Here is a 16,157-nt window from a genome sequence, read left to right on the forward strand (position 1 = left end):
ACCCCGAGCTCGTCGGCGAGCGGGCGCATCCGAAGACCTGCGGCGAGCTGCGCGCGAGCTGGGAGAAGGGCCGGGTGCTGATGGAAGGCCACGGCGCGCAAGGTGCAGGCAACTTCTTCGGCGGTGCCGATACCGTCGGCCAGTTCTCGATCAGTGCGGATCAGTACAACGGCCTGTGGCGGCTCTGGGGTCTGTCCGAGCGCCCGGACAACTTCGACGAGCTGATGGCCGAGCGTTACGGACTGCCGAAGACGCAGCGCCGCAATCCCTATCCGCTGCCGGGCGAGGATCCGAACGCGACCAACGGGGGCAGCGGCCAGCTTTCGGCCTTCTTCACCCAGATCCGCACGCCCGATGGCGGCTGGACCGGCGAGATCGGCCTGACCTGCCATGGCTGTCACAGCAGCCACATCGGCGATCCGGCCGACGGCAGCGGACCGGGCTTGCTGTACGGCCTGGGCAATGCGCTCGCGGATACCGGTCTGACCGGTCGCGACCTCGGTCTTGCCGGCTACTCGCCGATCGCCGTGTTCAGCCTGTTCGGCACCAGCCGCGGTACCAACAACGCGAGCGACGTCAACCTGTTCTTCCTGCTGAGTCAGGACGACGGCGTGCGCCTGGACGCGTATACGCTCGGCGTGCTGCTGTCCGGCATGACCGGGTCCGGCGATACGCCGCAGTGGTGGAACCTCGGCAGCCGGGTGCTCAAGTTCCAGGACGGCTTCTTCGCCGCGGATGCAAGCCGCGTCGACCTGATCTTCTACAACCCGCTCGGCGACGCCAATCGCAACGCCTGGATACGCGAGCACGCACCGGCCGCGAACGACTGGATTCTGTCGCTCAAGGCGCCGGAGTATCCGCTGCCGATCGACACCGCGCTCGCCGAGCAGGGCGCGATCCTGTTCCACAGCAAGGATCTGTGGGCCGAGGGCCTCGACAACCCGGCGCCGCGTCCGGCCGGCGGCAATGGATCATGCGCAAGCTGTCACGGCGCCTACTCGCCGCGCTACATCAATGATCCGAACTTCCTCGCCGATCCCACGCTCGAAGGTGTGGCCAGCTACGTCGTGCCGCTGTCGGTGATCCGCACCGACAGCGCGCGCGTCGATACCAACAACGAGGCGGTCAATCAGTACGGTTCGACCAGCTTCCTCGGTTACTCGGAAACCGTCGGCACCGCGCAGGATTGCGGGCCGCAGCAGCGTGCCGAGATCCGCGGCGAGCGCGAGTTCGGCTATCTGGCGCCGCCGTTGTACGGCGTCTGGGCGAGCGCGCCGTATCTGCACAACGGCTCGATACCGGACTTGTGGTCGCTGCTCAAGCCGGATGAACGCCCGGCGCTGTGGCGGCGCGTGTCGACGCCCGCGCGTGCCGATCAGCAGGGCCGGGTCGTCATGGGCTTCGACACACATTTGCTGCGCGCCTACGACCCCGAGCGCGGCGGCTGGCGCTACGAGACCCTGAGCTGCGGCACCGGCACGCTGCCGTTCATCGACTGCGATCCGCTCGGCGGCGACAGCGATCCGCTGGTGCAGCAGTTTTTGGCGGCGCTCTACGGCAACGTCCTGGTCGCCTGGAACATCGGCAACCTGCCGGTGCTGACGCAGTGGACGCCGCAACAGATCGAGAACCGCAAGATCTATAACACGCATCTGTTCAGTCAGGGCAACGAAGGCCACGACTTCACCGCCGTGCTCACCGACGCCGAACGGCGCGCGCTGATCGAGTATATGAAGACGCTCTAGATGACGACCAATCCACCCGTCAGCGCGGGTCACGCGCGCGCCCGTCGCCTACCGCGACAGCCGCAGCCCAGCGACCGCCTGCTCGCCGTCGGCGCCGCGATCATGCAGGACTTGTACGAACGCGGCACCGCGTCACCCGAAACGACGGCGGCGCGCTTGGCGATGCCGGGTGAGGCATTGCTGAGCTATCTGCGCTCGCAGAAGCTGCGCTTCGCCGGCGCAACCAGGGATGTGCGCCTGATCCGCGCCTTCGCCCAGCTCGGCGTCGGCGGTGCCGATGCCGAGCGACTCGCCCTCGAACTTGGTTATCGCAACGCCGAGTCGCTGCTGCGCGCCCTTCAGCGGCGCTTCGGTTGTCTGCCATCGAGGGCCAGCGGGGCGCCGCGGGCAGCCGAGCGCGCCGCACGACGCATCCGCCACTGGCGTGATCGAGCCGGCGTCGTTACCGCGAACGAGCTGCAGGCAGCGTTCGATGCACTCGATACGGTGCCGCGCGAGGCACTGATCGGCGCCTGGCGCGGCGGCGGCTTCGATACCGGGCATCCGGTGCTGCGCCAGTTGCACCGGTTGCGCTGGGTGGGCAAGACCTTCCACAGCATCGACAAGGTCGATCCGCTGATCTGCCGCGCAGGCGACGGCAGCCACTATGCCGACGACAAGACCATGGGCGGCGGCGCGAGCCTGCAGATGATCGAGTACCGCGGCAAGGTCTCCGCGGCGATGGTCTACGACGCGCGGCCGGTGATCGATCACTTCCGCCGCGTCGACGAGGCGACGCTGCTCGGCGTGATGACCGGCCGCAACACGCTGTACCAGGGGCAGCCGTTCTACTTCTACCTGGAACGCGACCGCGCTTAAAGGGGCTTTTCTTGAACGCAATGAATACGCAGCGCCGGTTGCGACGCGTGGCGGCTGCTGCGCTGATTCTGGTTGGCGCGGATGCCTCCGCACTCAGCTTCGAATTCGGCGACTTAGACGGCTCGCCGGTCGAGGGGGTGCTCAACACGACGATGACGCTTGGCGCGGCAATGCGCATGCAGGACCGCAGCCGGTCGCTGGTCGGCAAGGTGAACCTCGATCCCGACGCCTGCGGCCGGCTTGCGGACGGCACGCTGTTCTACCAGAGCTGCCAGGGCCTGTTCCGCACGCAGACGCATCCCGCGCAGAAGCTGGTCGCCGCGCCCGGCCAGTTCACGATGAACGCCGACGACGGCAACCTCAACTACGACTGCCACGATCTCACGCAGGCGCCGTTCAAGATCACGCAGGACCTGACGCTCACCTGGGGCAGTTACGGCTTCTTCGCCAAGGGCCTGTACTTCTACGACTTCGTCAACGAAGACTTCATCGAGTACCACCCCAACCGGATCACGCCGGAGAACCTGCTCGAAGTCGGCAATGTCTCCACCGTCGGCACCGAGCTGGTGCCGCTGCCGCTGCCGGTGCTCGGCGTGCGCAATGACTCGCGCGCCTGTCCGCCGCAGCGGCGTCCGGGCGCCGGCCCCTGCGGTCTGGTCTACGGCCGCGGCGGCGTCGTGCGCAGCCGTCGCGACGATCCGGCGACGCTCGAACAGATCGGCAGCGATCTGCAACTGCTCGACCTGTACTTCTACGGCAGCCTGCCGCTGCCGGGCGAGCGCGAGCTGGCGTTCAAGATCGGCCGCCAGGCGATCAACTGGGGCGAGTCGACCTATCTGGCCTTCGACTCGATCAACACCGTCAACCCGATCAACGCCAACAACTTCCTCCGCGTCGGCTCGCAGGTGGAGGAAGTGTTCCAGCCGGTGGGCATGGTGTCGCTGTCGAGCTCGCCGTTCTACAACGCGACGATGGAAGTGTTCTACCAGTTCGAGTGGCTGCCGACCGAGGCGCCGCCGCCGGGTTCGTATCTGTCGTTTCTCGACATCGGCACCGACAACGCCGTCAATCACGTCAACCTGAGCTTCGCCTACGCCGCCGAGGACCCGGACGGCGTCGGTCTGCTGCTCGACAACCCGCTGTCCGGCGTCACCAACACCGCGGCGACCGCCCAGCGTCTGCCGGATCGCGAGCCGAGGGACGGCGGCCAGTACGGCGTGTCGCTGCGCTACTACGCCGAGGAGCTCAACAACGGCACCGAGTTCGGCTTCTACTACACGCACACGCATTCGCGGAACCCCTACGTGAGCATGTATGCGGTCGCCGAGGGCTGCGGCAAGCAGGCGACCAACACCGTCGCGTTCATGCTCGCGTGCATCGACGTGCCGCTGTTCCACGCACTACTGCGCGGCACCAACGATCCGCTCGGTGCCAGCGACGATGCGGTGAACTTCGACGCGCTGAAGATCCAGGTCGAATATCCCGAGAACATCGACATGTTCGGCATGAGCTTCAACACCACTGCCGGGCCGCTCTCGCTGCAGGGCGAGATCGCCTTTCGGCCCGATATGCCGATGCAGGTCGATGTCGAGGATCTGGCCTTTGCCGACTTTGGACCGACGCTGACCAACTGCCATCTGCCCGAAGCCGGCTGTGCCGGCAGCGGCAGCGTGACCGGCATCGTCACCGGCCTCTTGCCCCAGCCGCTGGAGAACGCGCTCGCCGGTCTGGTTGGCGCGCTGGCGCAGGCCGGGCTGCCGCTCGACCAGCTCGGCGGCATCGGCACCTTCGCCGATCCAGCCGCCTGCGCGCAGCTTGCCGGGGGTATCGTGCGCGTGCCCGGCACCAACACCTGCCTCTACCCGAGCAGCGATTTCGTCGTCGACGCCGACGGCACGCCCGGCCCATTTCGCGATTCCTTCGATCTGATCGTCGGTCACGCGGTCGGCTCGGGCCGCTCGTTTCCGTCATTCGTCGTGCCGTATCGCGGCGAGGTCATCGGCACCAATCCGGGGGGCGGCTACATCCGCGGTTGGGAATACTTCGACAGCTTCCAGTTCAACTTCGGCGGCACCTACGTCGCCGGTGCCACCGAGAATCCGATCGGCGCCGACCAGGTGATCCTGATCTTCGAGACCGGCGCCACCTGGGTGCCGGATCTGCCACCGCTCGACGTGCTGCAGCTCGAAGCGCCGGGCACCTACCTGCATGCGAGCGCCGGCGCCGACGGCTCGGGTGCCGACCGCTCGCGCCAGGCCTGCTCGACCAACCAGGCCTGCAGCTACGGCGTCGACGGTCTGCGCTTCAATCCGCACCAGCAGGATCTCGGCGGCTTTCCGGACAAACTCTCGTACGGGTATGTGCTGATCTCGCAGATCAGCTACGAGTCGGTGCTGTCCGGCATCAGCGTGCGCCCGTTCCTGTTCTGGAAGCACGATGTCGAGGGCACCGCGCCGGGACTGGCCGGCAACTTCGTCGCCGGGCGCAAGCAGGCGAGCATCCTGGTCGAGACGCGCTACAAGTACGCGTTGTCGTTGAGCCTGGGCTACACCTGGTTCACCGGCGGCGGCGACTACAACCTGAACCGCGACCGCGACTTCGCGCAAGCCTTCATCAAGTACCAATTCTGATGCCGCACTTCCAGACCCGCGACGGCGCCCGCCTGCACTATCTCGACGTCGGTCGCGGCCGGCCGGTGGTCATGCTGCATGCCTTCGGCATGCGCTCGGCGATGTGGCTGCCGTCGGTGCTGCCGTTCGCGCACAAGCACCGCTTCGTGATGCTCGACTTTCGCGGCTTCGGCGGCTCGCATCGCCAGCGCCTCGCTCACGGTGACGTGCTGCGCCAGAACGCCGACGACGTGCACGACCTGCTCGAACAACTGCGGCTGCGCGACGCACGCCTGGTCGGCTTCTCGATCGGCGCTGCCACGGCCCTCGAGTACCAGCGCCGTTACGGCTTCGATCGCTTCGTGCGCTACCTGCATGTCGACCAGACGCCGTGCATCGCCAACAAACCGGACTGGCACTGGCGTCTGATGGGTGCGCGCAACGCCGAGGCCTTCGAGTCAGCGCGCCAGATGCTCGATGCCTTCGACGGCGTCGACGTGGAGCGTCCATTCCGCGCGCTGCCGCTGGCGCTGCGACAGACCTACTGGCGCTGGTTCGGCGGCTTCTTCCGCGCCTGCTTCAGCATTCCCTGGTGGCGCTGGGGCCTGCAGGCGCTCGGTGATCGTCGCGCCGGCAGGCTTTTGGTGCGCGGTGATGCCTGGCCGGTGTATCTCGATGCGATCCGCTCGTTCATCGAGCGCGACTACGACTTCCGCGATTCACTGCGCCGCGTGCGCATCCCGTTCTGGGCGATTCTCGGCCGCAATTCGCCGATCTTCCCGCCGGAAGGACAGCGCCGCATCGCCTGCTACGTACCCGATACACGCATCATCGAGTTCCGCGGCTGCGGTCACGTGATTCCCGCCGAGGCGCCGGCGCGCTGGGTGCACACCCTGCGCCGGTATCTGGCGGCGGAGACCTGAAATGAGCGCACACAAGCTCTCGGTACTCGACGCCTCCTGGCTGTTCCTCGAACGGCGCAACACGCCGATGCACATCGGCGGCCTGAGCCTGTATCGCCTGCCCGACGGCGAATCGCCGGCGTTCGTACGCGAGGTGTTCGATCGTCACCGCAAGGCCGGCACGCTGCGCGCACCCTTCGACCGCAAGCGCGCCTGGCCACGCCTCGCCGCCGGCTTTCCGAGCCTGGTCGAGGACGACGACCTCGACCTCGACCTCGACTATCACATCCGTCACTCGGCGCTGCCGGCCGGTGGCAGCTACCGCGACCTGTTCGTGCTGGTCTCCCGTCTGCACAGCACGCCGATGGACCGGCAACGCCCGCTGTGGGAGTTCCACGTCATCGAGGGTCTGCCCAAGCGCCAGTACGCGACCTACATGAAGGTGCATCACTGTCTCGCCGACGGCAGCGCCGGCGTGCGCATGATGCACGCGAGCCTGAGCAAGGACCCGAGCGCGCGCGACATGCCGGCGATGTGGTCGCAGGCCGCCGACCAGATCGGCAGGATCGGTCGCGAGCACGTGCCGCGTCTGCCGCCGCCTTTGCGTGCACGGATCGCCACGCAGATGCGCACCGCGCCGCAGCTCGCGCGCGTCGCCGCCCAGATGCTGCGCGTGGCGACCGGCCGCCAGCGCTCGCCGCTGCGTACGCCGTGGCAGGCGCCGCCGTCGATCCTCAATGGCAAGCTCTCGACCGCGCGCCGCGTGGTCTGCCAGTCGTGGCCGCAGCAGCGCATCCAGTCGCTGGCAAGCAGTCTCGGCCTGACCTTCAACGACGTGGTGCTGGCGATGTGCGGTGGCGCGCTGCGCGCCTATCTCAAGTCGCACGGCGCGCTGCGGGCGCAGCCGCTGATCTGCGGCGTGCCGGTGGCGATCGAGAGCGACCACGATCACGGCTACGGCAACGCGATCTCGATGGTGTTCGCGAACCTCGGCACGCATCTGGCCGACCCGGCTGCGCGGCTCGATGCCGTGCGCGACTCGGTGCGCGCCGGCAAACAACTGCTGTCGTCGCTGAGCCGTGAAAGCCTGCTCGGCTACACCATGCTGGTGACCACACCGCTGGCGATCGGCCAGATCGCCGGCGTCGCCTCGCTCGTGCCGCCCGCGTTCAACCTGATCATCTCCAACGTGCCCGGTCCGAAGGATCCGCTGTACTGGAACGGCGCGCTGCTCGAACACGTCTATCCGGTCTCGCTGCTGCCGGACGGGCAAGCCCTGAACATCACCTGCCTGAGCTATGCCGGCAGCGTCGACTTCTCGATCACCGCGTGCCGGCGCAGCCTGCTGCAGGTCCAGCGCCTGATCGACCATCTCGAAGACGCACTCGTCGATCTGGAGCGTCTGGTGGCGCCGAGCGCGGCCGGCGCGCGCAAGTCGCGCAAGCGTCCCAACGTCCGGAGAGTCAAATGAGTGCCGCCGTTCCGCCCCTGCCGTCCACCGTGCGCCCGTTGCTGCCGCGCACGCTGTTCAAGCCCGAGCACGAGGATTTCCGCCGCAGCGTGCGGCGCTTCATCGCCGAGGAGATTTCGCCGCACCACGAGCGCTGGGAAGCACAGCAGCACGTCGATCGTGCGCTGTGGAACAAGTCCGGCGAGATGGGCCTGCTGGCGCTGACGATCCCCGAGGAATACGGCGGCATCGGTGCTGACCGGCTCTACAGCGTCGTCTACCTCGAAGAGCTGCTGGCGGCCGGCGCCTCCGGCATCGGCTGGCCTGTGCATTCGGACATCGTCGCCCCCTACGTGCTCAATCACGGGACCGAAGCGCAGAAGCGGCACTGGCTGCCGAAGCTGGTGTCCGGGGAAGCCGTCGGCGCGATCGCGATGACCGAGCCCGGCACCGGCTCCGATCTGCAGGGCATGAAGATGCGCGCCGTCGAGGACGGCGACGAGCTGGTGCTGAGCGGTTCCAAGACCTTCATCACCAACGGCTATCTGTGCGACATGGTCATCGTCGCGGCGAAGACCGGCGACGGCGAGGGCGCAAAGAACGTGAGCCTGGTCATCGTCGAGGCGGATCGGCCGGGCTTTTCCAAGGCCAAGCCGCTGAAGAAGGTCGGCATGAAGGCACAAGACACCTGCGAGCTGCATTTCAACGACGTGCGCGTTCCGCGCAGCAACGTACTCGGCGGCGAGGCGGCGATCGGCCAGGGTTTCATCATGCTGATGAGGGAGCTGGCCTGGGAGCGCATGATCATCGCCGTGATGTGCGTCGCCGGCGCGCGCACGGCCTTCGAGCACACCGTCGAGTACACCAAGAGCCGCAAGGCCTTCGGCCAGCCGGTCGCGAGCTTCCAGAACTCGCGCTTCAAGCTCGCCGAGATGCGCACCGAGATCGAGCTGGGCCAGACCTATGTCGATCGCTGCCTCGAACTGGTGCTGGAAAAGCAGCTCACGCCCGAGGCCGCGGCGGCGGCCAAGTACTGGTGCTCGGACATGATGAACCGCGTCATCGACGAATGCGTGCAGCTGCACGGCGGCTACGGCTACATGTGGGAATGCCCGGTGGCCCGCGCCTGGGCCGACGCGCGCGTAATGCGCATCTTCGGCGGCACCAACGAGATCATGAAGGAATTGATCTCGCGTTCGCTGTGAGCGCAAGCGTCCGGCCATGAGCAAGAAGCGCGACCCCGCAACCGCATTGATCACCGGCGCCAGCGCCGGCATCGGCGCCGCTCTCGCGCGCGAGTTCGCGGCGCACGGGCACTCGTTGCTGCTGGTCGCGCGCTCCAAGCCGCGGCTTGAAGCGCTGGCCGAAGAGATCGAGCGCGATCACGGCGTGCGCTGCGACATCTGCAGTACCGATCTGCACGAGGCGAACGCGCCGCAGCGGCTGTTCGACCACGCGCAGGCCGCAGGCATCGAGGTCGGCGTGCTGGTCAACAATGCCGGCACGTTGCTCGAAGGCGCCTTCGCCGAACTGCCGCTGGCCGACCAGCTCGGTCTACTGCAACTGAACCTGTCCGCGCCGCTCGCGCTGATGCACCTGTTCGTGCAGCGCATGCGGGCGCGGCGCAGCGGGCGCATTCTCAACATCGTTTCGACCTCGGCCTTCAATCCGGTACCCTCGCTCGCGGTGTATGCCGCGAGCAAGGCCGCGTTGCTGTCGCTGAGCGAGGCGCTGGCGCTGGAACTGCGCGGCAGCGGCGTGTCGGTCACGGCCGTGTGCCCCGGCTTCACCGATACGGCGATGATTGAGCGCGACGGCGGCGGCTCGATGCGCCTGCCGCTGATTCCGAACCTGACACCCGAACGGGTGGCGCGCGAGGCCTACCGCGCGGGCATGGCAGGCCGGCCGCTCGTGATCAACGGACTGGGCAACCGCCTGTCCGTCGAGGGGCTGCGGCACACGCCGCTGGCCCTGCGCCGCGAGCTGATTGCGGCGGTCAAGCGCTGGGGGTTCTGAAGACCAGCGCCGTTCTCCACAACGTTCAAGAGTTCATCGAGGAAAACACTATGCAACGCCCAGCCCTGACGCCGGAAATGGAAATGTTCCGGGACAGTGCCGAGAAGTTCTTCAAGACCGAGATCGGCCCTAACGCCGAACGCTGGCGCGAGGCCGGCATCGTCGATCGCGAGGCCTTCCTCAAGGCCGGCGCCGCCGGCTTCCTGTGCATGTGGGCCGACGAGAAGTACGGCGGCCTCGGCATCAAGGATTTCCGCTACGAACAGATCCTGATCGAGGCCAACGCCCGCTACGGCGATCCCGGCTTTTTCATGACGCCGCACAGTCGGCTGATCGGTCCGTACATCGACACCTTCGGTACCGAGGAGCAGAAGCAGCGCTTCATTCCGAAGATGATTAGCGGCGAATGTATCCTTGCCGTGGCGATGACCGAGCCGGACGCCGGCTCCGACCTCGCCGGCATGAAGACGCGCGCCGAGGAGAAGGACGAACACTGGGTGCTCAACGGCACCAAGACCTACATCTCCAACGGCATCCTCGCCGATCTGGTGATCGTGGCCGCACGCACGATCCCGGACAAGCCGCACGCGCTGACGCTGTTCCTGGTCGAGCGCGGCATGGAGGGCTTCGAGCGCGGCCGTCGCCTGAAGAAGATGGGCCTGAAGTCGCAGGACACCGCGGCGCTGTTCTTCCGCGACGTGCGGGTGCCCAAACAGAACGTGCTCGGTCAGGTGCACAAGGGTTTCTATCACCTGATGCACGCGCTCGCCGAGGAGCGCCTACTGTCGGCGGCGGGCAACGTGGTCGCCGCGCGCATCTGTGTCGAAGTCACTACGGAGTTCGTACGCAATCGCAAGGTCTTCGGCAAGCCGCTGTCGCAGATGCAGAACACGCGCTTCAAGCTCGCCGCGCTCGACACCGAGATCGAGGTCGCGCAGACCTTCGTCGACCGCTGCGTGGAACAGCACAACGCCGGCAAGCTCACGGCCGAGGACGCCGCACGCGCCAAGCTGTTCTGCAGCGAGGTTTATGCGCGCGCGGCCGACGAGTGCGTGCAACTGCACGGCGGTGCCGGCTACATGGAGGAGTACGCGATCTGCCGTCTGTATCAGGACGAACGCATCAACCGCATCTATGCGGGAACGTCCGAGATCATGAAGGAAATCATCGCCCGCTCCATCCTCGACTGATCCGGATCGAACATGACTCGGCACTGGCAGGCCCGGCTGCGTGTGCCGGTGATCGCCACGCCGATGTTTCCGGTCTCGAATCCGGCGCCGGCATGATGGTCGTTTACGGCGCGCTGCCGAAGCGCGTCTTGGAGAAGGCGATGCGTGCTTCGGGGCTGGCCTTGCGGTCGGCTTCGCGGTCGATCAGCTCCAGGCGCGAGCGCAGGCCGATGCGGTTGGCGATCTGGATCGACAGGCCCGGGCGTGCATTGAGCTCGAGGATCAGCGGGCCGAGTTGGCTGTCGATGACGATGTCGACGCCGAGGTAGCCCAGCCCGGTCAGCTCGAAGGCGCGCGCCGACAAGCGCAGCACGGTTTCCCAGTCCGGCACCTCGATGCCGGCGATCGGATACATCGTGTCCGGATGCACCGTGACCGCGGCCTCACGCCAGACGCCGTGGGTCGTGCGGCCGCTGCCGATGTCGACGCCGACACCGATCGCGCCCTGGTGCAGGTTGGCCTTGCCGTCGGACAAGCGCGTCGGCAGGCGTACCATCGACAGCACCGGATAGCCGCGATAGACGATCACGCGCACGTCGGGTACGCCGTGATAGGCGACGCGGTCGAACACCGAATGCGCACGCACGCGATACTCGATCATCGCGCGGTCGGGCTGGCCGCCGAGGCTGTACATGCCCGAGAGGATGTTGCTGATGTGGTGGCTCAGCTCGTCGAGCCCGAGCGGCACGCCGCTGGCCTTGCGGTAGCTGCTGCCGATGCGTCCGGTGATCACGATGATGCCGTCGCCGCCTGAGCCGCGCGCCGGTTTGATCACGAAGTCGCTACGGCCGTCGAGGATGCGGTCGATGCGCCGTGCTCCGTGCTGGGTTTCGACCACGCCGTACAGCTCGGGTACGGCGATGCCGACGTCGATCGCGAGCTTTTTGGTCAGCAGCTTGTCGTCGACGCGCGGATAGAAGCGACGCGGATTGTTCGGGCCGATGTACAAGGCATTGCGCGCGTTCATGCCGAGTACGCCGAGGCGGCGCAGGTGCCGCGGCGAGGCCATCCACTTCATACGCGGCTCACGGCTTGATCGCTTCGGTGAGCGCACGGAAGCGCATCAGCTCGGTCACCCGGTAGCCGGTGTAGCGTCCGAGCAAGAGGGTCAGCGCCAACACCAGGAGCAGAGACTCGGGGAACACGAAGACGAAGTGCTCGACGCGCTGGTCGAACATGATCAAGTAACAGCCCGCGGCGACGATCAGGCTGCCGATGCCCTGCTTGATCGCATCGGCCGGGCCGTGTTCTTCCCAGACGATGGACATGCGCTCGATGGTCATCGCCAGGATCACCATCGGGAACAGGGCGACCGAAAGTCCGACATCGAAGCGCAGCCGCTGCGACAGGATGCTGACCAAGGCCATCAGCAGGATCACGATGATCACCACGGCGGCGAGGCGTGGCACCAGCAACAGCTTCAGGTGTTCGAGGTAGAAGCGCACGGCCAGCCCGAGGGTGACGATGACGCTGAACAGCAGCAGGCCGGCGACGAGGTCGGTCTCGCGAAACGCGAGCGCGATCAGCACCGGCATGAAGGTGCCAAAGGTCAGTACGCCAACGACGTTGCGCAGGAACACGATCAACAGCGCGCCGACCGGAACCAGCAGCAGCGTGCGATAGACGTTCTGCGTGTGTACCGGCAGTGCCAGCAGCGAGTACGAGCTCACCGCCGACTGGCTGAGCTGCGCCTGGCGCGTCGCGGTTTCCAGCGCCGCCTCCATCGTGCGCGTGACCGAGAAGCGCAGCTCGGCATTGCGGCCGCGCTCGATCGAATACACCGGCGTGTCGCCATGCCACCAGACCAGAAAGTCCGGCGGATACCCTTGCGCACCGGTGTCCGGGTCGATCGGAATCCAGCGCTCGCCGTTGTTGACCTCGATCCAAGCCTCGACCTGTGCGCCGCGCGTGCCATCGACCAGGCGCACGCCGCGCGACATGCGTGCCGGGATGCGCGCGCCGGCGAGCACGAAGATCGCCGTGCGCACGCGATCCTCGCGCGTGGCCTGACGCGGCAGCAGCAATTGCACGTTTTCGTCCGGTGTCGGGCGCGCCAGCACCTGCATCAGCAGCGAGGAAAAGGTCGAGATGTCCGCCGACTTGCTGCGCACCTCGTCGAGGATCGCGTTCACCGCTTGCCCGTGCAGCTCGTCGTAGGCTGGTGCCGTCGGCAGTGCCGGCACCGCCTGTTCGAGGGTCTGCGTCTGGTGCGGGGTCACCGTTGTGCGGTAATACAGCACCTGACGGCCGCTCGGCCGCCGCGTGCTCCAGATCGCGACGCGGTTATTGCCGCGCCGCTCGGTTTGCAGACCGTAGCCGCGCGAGACGAAGTTTTCGTCGAGTAGGGTGAAGCCGGGCGGATCGAAGGGGATCGCCAGCTCGGCCTTGGCGGCGCCGCCGGTGGCCTCGAAGGACAGTCGCGCCTCGACGATCCAGCTCTGCACCTCCTGCGCCGGCGTCAGCGGGTAGCCGAGCGTGCGCACCTTGTAGACGATCAGCAAGACCGCCGTTGCGGTCAGGAGTGCCACCAGCACCGGCAAGTGCCACCGCCTCATTCTTCCTCCAGATCATCGACATCTGGTTCGGGGTCCAAAGCCGATGCCCGTTCGGCCTGTTCGCGCACATTCTCGCACGCCGGCTCGCGCGTGTAGATGATGTCCGAGTCGACGAGGATGTGATCGCGCAGGTAGTTGCGACCGACCAGCACCGGGTAGTTGAAGCCGCTGCGGTCGATCAGGCTGAACTGGCGCTCGCGATAGATGTCGCCGACGCACAGGCCGAGCTTGACCACCGGTCGGCGCTGGCTCTGGCCGCCATGACGGCGGATGCGCACGTGACGTGCGAGGGGCGCCTCGACGATCTCGATGCCGTCGAGGTGTTCGTCGCGGATCGCAAAGCGCACCCACTTGGCGCCGTCGCGCGTGAAGTATTCGATGTTCTCGGCGGTGATCGACGAGGTCGTCGCGCCGGTGTCCAGCTTGGCCTTGAGGCGAATGCCTTTGTCGCCGACGGCGACCCACTCGATCCAGCCGAAGATCTCCTTGACGCGCTCGTTTCGGTCGCCGGCGGCCGCGCTCGGCGCCAAGACCAGCAACACGATCGCGGCCAGCGCGTGGCGCCGGCGCGCGGTACGACGCGAGTGATCAGCGAAGTCCTGAATCATTGTTTCCCTTACAGAAAATGCACACCTTGCGTGACCATGGCGAAGACCGAAACTGTCCGGCGCCCGCTGCAACTGGCGCGCACGGCTTCAAGTCATCATCGGCCCGATCTTGTTCACCGCGGTGCCCTGGACGAAATCGACTCCGGCGTCACGCAGGGCGCCCATCGCCCCCTCGGACTCGACATTGATCGCGCAGGTTCGACGCCCCAGCAGGTGCGCGGCCTCGCAGATCCACTTCAGGTGCGCTCGGTCGAGCGCGTCGGACTCGATGTTGCGGGTCACACTGGGATGGATCTTCATGTAATCGATCGGCAGGTGGCGCAATTGCGTGATGCCCGTCGTCGTGTGGCAGCGGTCGATCGCAAAGCGCACGCCAAGCGGACGCAGCTGCTCGATGAAGCGCTGCAACACCGAGCTCTGGCCGACGGCGAAGCCCTCGTCGATTTCGAAGCACAGGCGTTCCGTATCGACCGGCGAGTTGCCGATGATCTCGAAGGCCGACGCTGCGAACTCCGGGTTGAGCAGGCTCTGCGAGGCGAGGTTGAGACTCACCATGGCGTGGGTTTCGAGCAGCTCAGGGTGATTCTCCAGCACGCGGAGCAGATGGCGCAAGGTCCACAGGTCCACCCGGTGGGACTGCTGCAGCCGCTCGACCGCCGGCAGGTAGTAGCCGGGTTCGAGCCAGACGCCGTCGTCGTCCTCGACGCGCAGGAAGAACTCGACCAGCGGCTTGTGCGATGCGTCCGCGAGCGGTCGCAGTTCCTGCGAGATCAGGTGCGCGCGACCGTCCTCGAGACGCGGTGTCAACCAGTCGAGCCAGGCCTGGTCGTCGCGCCGGCGCGCGCCCGGTGCATCCGCCGGCACCTCGTGCAGCACGCGGTTGCCGCCGCGGTTCTTGGCTTCGGCGAGCAAGGTCTCGGCCTGGCCGAGCAACTGCGCGCGCGTGCCGCCGCTGCGCGCGATCGGCAGCACGGCGATGCTGAAGGTGCAGGCGATGCGCTTGCCGTTCCACACCAGCTCGTTGGCCTGCGCGTGCGCGCGGATGCGCTCGGCGACCCGTAGCGCGTGTTGCAGATCGCTGCCGACGAGCAGCGCGGCGAAGCGGCTGTTCGACGGCCGGTACCCGGAGCCGGCATCGGTCAGTGCCATGGCAAAGTTCTTTGCCGCGTGCCACAGCGCCTGCTCGCCGGCCCAATAGCCGGCCTGATCGTTGATGCGGTCAAGCTCGTCGACGCGCGCGTAGATCAGCGCGTGCTGGATATTGTTGTCGACGGCGTCGGCAACGAGTTCGTCGAGACGCCGCTCGAACGGTTCACGCGACAGCAGCTTGGAGCTCCATGCGTCGATCTGGGCGTCGGCGAGCGACAGTGCCGGACCCGCCGATGGTTCCGGCGCCGGCGCGTCGGCGCGGCTGAAGCGCACCGCGCAGCCCAGGCTCTGGCCGTTGCCGTCGATGATGGCGCTGGCGGTGACGAACACCGGCACCGGCTCGTTCTCGTGATTGACCAGCACCGCCTGACGAATCTGCGGAATGCCGCCGGGTGCGGCAGTGACCGCGGACAGGAAGTTGCGCAGCGGATGGTCGCGGAAGGCGCCGACGCCGTCCACGAAGAGCGGCGCGATATCTTCGAAACGCTTGCCGACCAGACTCTCTCGCGGCGAGCGCAGCAGCGTCGCCGTGGCGGAGCTTACGCCGGTGACCGCACCGACCGCATCGGTCAGCAGGATCGCGTCCTGGCTGATGCCGAGCGCCGCGTCGCGTGCGCGCAGCGCGGCCGCGTGTTCGGCGCCCAGGCGCGACAGCTTGTCGCGCAGGCTGCGGTTCATTTGCATCATCGAGTGAAGCTGCGTGAGACGCTTTTGGTTTTCCTCGCTCAGCGCGCGCAGTTGCTCGTCGCTACGCGCGCGCGCCGCTGGCCGCCGCTGGCGCCGGCGGGCGAACAGCCGCTCGAGCGGCGCACGCACGCTCCAACGCCAGACCAGGTAGGCGAGCAGCAGCAGCGCCAGCCCCTGTGCGACCGCGGTGCCGCGCGCGAGCGGTCGAATGGCGCCATCGAGCCGGGGATCCAGCACCAGCATCTGAACGGTTGCCATCAGCGCGGCGCCTGCCACGATCGCCGATGTCCATGCGGCGAAGCGCTTGGCGCGGCGGTGCCCCAATGTCCGCCTCAGCATGCGTGACATG

The 16,157-nt window shown here is 67.1% G+C and carries 12 protein-coding genes; 8 read left to right on the plus strand and 4 right to left on the minus strand.

Translation table 11 applies throughout. The features are described 5' to 3' along the window. The 8 genes from ABSH63_RS03245 to ABSH63_RS03280 form a co-directional block, all read left to right on the plus strand. On the plus strand, nt 1-1,745 hold a 1,745-nt coding region (locus tag ABSH63_RS03245; protein WP_352887380.1), incomplete at its 5' end, for a c-type cytochrome. Next, the gene (locus ABSH63_RS03250) at nt 1,746-2,603 is read left to right on the plus strand and encodes a DUF4334 domain-containing protein (RefSeq protein WP_352887381.1); all 858 of its coding nucleotides are present in this window, start codon (nt 1,746-1,748) and stop codon (nt 2,601-2,603) included. A gap of 20 nt (nt 2,604-2,623) precedes the next feature. Further along, on the plus strand, nt 2,624-5,233 hold the full coding sequence (locus ABSH63_RS03255; RefSeq protein ID WP_352887805.1) for a DUF1302 domain-containing protein: 2,610 nt from the start codon (nt 2,624-2,626) through the stop codon (nt 5,231-5,233). Next, nucleotides 5,233-6,135, plus strand: coding sequence for an alpha/beta fold hydrolase (locus ABSH63_RS03260; protein ID WP_352887383.1), 903 nt, complete (start codon nt 5,233-5,235; stop codon nt 6,133-6,135). Before ABSH63_RS03255 ends, ABSH63_RS03260 begins: the two co-directional genes overlap by 1 nt. Before the next feature lies 1 nt (nt 6,136). After that, nucleotides 6,137-7,585, plus strand: coding sequence for a WS/DGAT/MGAT family O-acyltransferase (locus ABSH63_RS03265; protein ID WP_352887384.1), 1,449 nt, complete (start codon nt 6,137-6,139; stop codon nt 7,583-7,585). Then, on the plus strand, nt 7,582-8,769 hold the full coding sequence (locus ABSH63_RS03270) for an acyl-CoA dehydrogenase family protein (RefSeq protein ID WP_352887386.1): 1,188 nt from the start codon (nt 7,582-7,584) through the stop codon (nt 8,767-8,769). The genes ABSH63_RS03265 and ABSH63_RS03270 overlap by 4 nt, the downstream gene beginning before the upstream one ends. A gap of 16 nt (nt 8,770-8,785) precedes the next feature. Then, complete coding sequence (locus tag ABSH63_RS03275; protein WP_352887389.1) at nt 8,786-9,580, plus strand: SDR family NAD(P)-dependent oxidoreductase; 795 nt, start codon at nt 8,786-8,788, stop codon at nt 9,578-9,580. Between the two features lie 50 nt (nt 9,581-9,630). Beyond that, on the plus strand, nt 9,631-10,770 hold the full coding sequence (locus ABSH63_RS03280) for an acyl-CoA dehydrogenase family protein (RefSeq protein WP_352887390.1): 1,140 nt from the start codon (nt 9,631-9,633) through the stop codon (nt 10,768-10,770). Between the two features lie 103 nt (nt 10,771-10,873). On the opposite strand, the gene ABSH63_RS03285 is transcribed toward ABSH63_RS03280, so the two are convergent. The 4 genes from ABSH63_RS03285 to ABSH63_RS03300 all read right to left on the minus strand — a co-directional run bounded on the left by ABSH63_RS03285 (nt 10,874) and on the right by ABSH63_RS03300 (nt 16,156). Further along, nucleotides 10,874-11,827, minus strand: coding sequence for an alpha-L-glutamate ligase-like protein (locus ABSH63_RS03285; RefSeq protein WP_352887391.1), 954 nt, complete (start codon nt 11,825-11,827; stop codon nt 10,874-10,876). A 7-nt stretch (nt 11,828-11,834) separates the two neighbouring features. After that, complete coding sequence (locus ABSH63_RS03290; RefSeq protein WP_352887392.1) at nt 11,835-13,364, minus strand: inactive transglutaminase family protein; 1,530 nt, start codon at nt 13,362-13,364, stop codon at nt 11,835-11,837. Then, nucleotides 13,361-13,972 (minus strand): ATP-dependent zinc protease family protein, encoded by a 612-nt coding sequence (locus ABSH63_RS03295; protein ID WP_352887394.1) that lies wholly within the window; start codon nt 13,970-13,972, stop codon nt 13,361-13,363. The genes ABSH63_RS03290 and ABSH63_RS03295 overlap by 4 nt, the downstream gene beginning before the upstream one ends. 87 nt (nt 13,973-14,059) lie before the next feature. After that, nucleotides 14,060-16,156: an EAL domain-containing protein gene (locus ABSH63_RS03300; protein WP_352887395.1), complete on the minus strand. Its 2,097-nt coding sequence runs from the start codon at nt 16,154-16,156 to the stop codon at nt 14,060-14,062. Nucleotide 16,157 lies beyond the last annotated feature (1 nt).

It is taken from the genome of Sinimarinibacterium thermocellulolyticum (assembly GCF_040327995.1).
GTDB lineage: Bacteria > Pseudomonadota > Gammaproteobacteria > Nevskiales > Nevskiaceae > Solimonas > Solimonas thermocellulolyticum.

Bases quoted from the DNA above. Each gene is read 5' to 3' on its own strand.
- ABSH63_RS03250 (WP_352887381.1), top strand. From the start codon at position 1,746: ATGACGACCAATCCACCCGTCAGCGCGGGTCACGCGCGCGCCCGTCGC.
- ABSH63_RS03255 (WP_352887805.1), top strand. From the start codon at position 2,624: ATGAATACGCAGCGCCGGTTGCGACGCGTGGCGGCTGCTGCGCTGATT.
- ABSH63_RS03260 (WP_352887383.1), top strand. From the start codon at position 5,233: ATGCCGCACTTCCAGACCCGCGACGGCGCCCGCCTGCACTATCTCGAC.
- ABSH63_RS03265 (WP_352887384.1), top strand. From the start codon at position 6,137: ATGAGCGCACACAAGCTCTCGGTACTCGACGCCTCCTGGCTGTTCCTC.
- ABSH63_RS03270 (WP_352887386.1), top strand. From the start codon at position 7,582: ATGAGTGCCGCCGTTCCGCCCCTGCCGTCCACCGTGCGCCCGTTGCTG.
- ABSH63_RS03275 (WP_352887389.1), top strand. From the start codon at position 8,786: ATGAGCAAGAAGCGCGACCCCGCAACCGCATTGATCACCGGCGCCAGC.
- ABSH63_RS03280 (WP_352887390.1), top strand. From the start codon at position 9,631: ATGCAACGCCCAGCCCTGACGCCGGAAATGGAAATGTTCCGGGACAGT.
- ABSH63_RS03285 (WP_352887391.1), bottom strand. From the start codon at position 11,827: ATGAAGTGGATGGCCTCGCCGCGGCACCTGCGCCGCCTCGGCGTACTC.
- ABSH63_RS03290 (WP_352887392.1), bottom strand. From the start codon at position 13,364: ATGAGGCGGTGGCACTTGCCGGTGCTGGTGGCACTCCTGACCGCAACG.
- ABSH63_RS03295 (WP_352887394.1), bottom strand. From the start codon at position 13,972: ATGATTCAGGACTTCGCTGATCACTCGCGTCGTACCGCGCGCCGGCGC.
- ABSH63_RS03300 (WP_352887395.1), bottom strand. From the start codon at position 16,156: ATGTCACGCATGCTGAGGCGGACATTGGGGCACCGCCGCGCCAAGCGC.